The organism is Polynucleobacter sp., assembly GCF_040400325.1.
Taxonomy (GTDB): domain Bacteria; phylum Pseudomonadota; class Gammaproteobacteria; order Burkholderiales; family Burkholderiaceae; genus Polynucleobacter.
The window spans coordinates 1-1,960 of record NZ_JBBAQK010000039.1 but is presented as its reverse complement, the minus strand read 5'-3'; the positions used below and the strand labels follow the sequence as shown (position 1 = coordinate 1,960).

Here is a 1,960-nt window from a genome sequence, read left to right as displayed (position 1 = left end):
TTGCGTTTAGCAGGGCTTAGAAGTTTCCCTTAATGACTTCCTTGAGCATGACTTCTCGCAAGGAGAGATCGGCAACCAGCTTCTTTAAGCGGGTATTTTCCACTTCCAGATCTTTGTACTTACGAGCTTGATCGACTTTCATACCGCCATAGATCTTGCGCCAACGATAGTAGCTTTGCTCAACCGTTCCCACTTCTTTGCAAGCCTGGGCTAGGGTTTTGCCGTTCGTTGTCAGGACATCGATTTGACGCAATAAGGTGACGATTTGCTCGGGTTTAAGACGTTGGCCTTTTGCCATATTTAGCACTCCTTTAAGGTGAAGATTATCAAAAATCCTCTCTTTGGGAGTGGTACTAAAAATCAGGTCAGTTCAAGAATCAATGAGCTTACGTTGTTGCAATAAAACCAATGAAAGATTTAATTGCCTACTAATTAGCTGCGTAATGTAGCCGCGGGAATTATTTTGAGAATCAGACTCTACGTTTTCTTCATTGTCTAATTCGTTAATTTTAGAGCTTGAGCCCTTAACATTAGCATAGCCACTTTTTAATAATTGAATTGCTTTTCGAAGTGATCTTTCGCTCTCAATCCATTGCCCTTGATAAGAAAAATAAATTCCCCTCGCACTCTCATATTGTGATTCCCATTGAGGCCCATAAGTACTATAGTCACGAACTCTTTTTAATGAATTCAGTAAATTTTCTAGTTTTGTAAGTTCTAACTTTGCTTGCTCAAAGTTACCACTAACGCTAAGAGCATTAATTAATTGTCTTTCAAGGGATGTAGCACGACCTGATTGATTTGGCAATCTAGATCGCTGAATAACGAGTGCCTTATTAAATGCGTCAATAGAACTTGTATTTCTACCGCCTAGGGATTCAAAACAAGAACTAAATATTCGTGAGCATCAACCGCTATCGCAGATGCCAAGTTCGGCATCAACATTGGAATTGCAGCAATCAGTAGTACTAGTAGTTTCTTTTTCATCTTCTTTTCCTTTGTGATTAATAGTTACTTTGAATCAATTAAAACTTATACCCAACACCCACTAGCAAGTTGTAAACATTGGCATTCAAAGTAGTAGACCAAGTTAAGGTACGAGTACCAGCTGTAGCCCTTTGGTTATCGACAGAATTGCCATAACTAAAGTAGTTCGCTTCTCCAAAACCATACCAATTACCAGAAAAGAATTGTTTATAGCCTAGTCCTAGCGAATAGCCACTTAGGTTTTCAGTGCTACTAGCACTGCCTTGAGAAGATTTAATAGATGCGCCTGTATAGCCGACCTTAAAGTAAGCTAAACCATCTGTACCGACATTCATACCGGGCGCTATATAAATGTTGTAGGCATTTTGTTTTTGGTAAGTACCAGATTCAGTTCTACCAGCAATAGTAGAAGTGTAATTATCTGTACTACTATCAATTGGATAGTATTCAGCACCAATACCCAAGGTGTAATCTTTATTTAGAGATGCGGTATAGCCAAGGGCAACATTGCCTGTACCTCCAGAAGTGCTACTAATAGAAGTAGATAGTGGAATAGTCGAACTTGAACCACTAACACTGATAGGTGTATTGGTTAAGGTGGGATTAATACTTTCATAACCAATAGCAACTTGTCCATAAAGACCTTCAAACTTGGACTGGGCAAATGAAGATGTTGCTAGTGTAGATAAGGCAATGGCTAAGCCTGTAAGTTGTAAATGATATTTCAACATTTCAATTTATTTCCACAAGTTAAGTCTTGGAAGCCTCAAGACGAGGTACATCCAATTCCTTACCAATCATTAGGGGCAAATCCAACCGCAATCAGAATAACAGTAAATCCCCCCAACCTCACAACCCCCCGTGTCAATCACTACGGCAGATGCCAAGTTCGGCAATATAGCGGATGCTAGGGCAATGAGTAGTACTAGTAGTTTCTTTTTCATGTTTGTCCTTAGTGATGATTTTGATGAAA

At 39.4% G+C, this 1,960-nt stretch carries 3 protein-coding genes; all 3 read right to left on the bottom strand.

What is annotated here, in order from left to right; all coding sequences use genetic code 11:
• Positions 1-16 precede the first annotated feature (16 nt).
• Complete coding sequence (locus ABWP14_RS11380; protein WP_353203088.1) at positions 17-298, bottom strand: transposase; 282 nt, start codon at positions 296-298, stop codon at positions 17-19.
• Positions 299-370: 72 nt separating this feature from the next.
• Positions 371-808, bottom strand: coding sequence for a hypothetical protein (locus ABWP14_RS11375; protein ID WP_353203087.1), 438 nt, complete (start codon positions 806-808; stop codon positions 371-373).
• 217 nt (positions 809-1,025) lie between these two features.
• Positions 1,026-1,718, bottom strand: a complete 693-nt coding sequence (locus tag ABWP14_RS11370) for an outer membrane protein (RefSeq protein WP_353203086.1) — start codon at positions 1,716-1,718, stop codon at positions 1,026-1,028.
• Between the last annotated feature and the right edge of the window lie 242 nt (positions 1,719-1,960).

What these genes read in the sequence shown, in the direction of transcription:
- ABWP14_RS11380 (WP_353203088.1), bottom strand. Translation starts at nt 298, where the DNA reads ATGGCAAAAGGCCAACGTCTTAAACCCGAGCAAATCGTCACCTTATTG.
- ABWP14_RS11370 (WP_353203086.1), bottom strand. Translation starts at nt 1,718, where the DNA reads ATGTTGAAATATCATTTACAACTTACAGGCTTAGCCATTGCCTTATCT.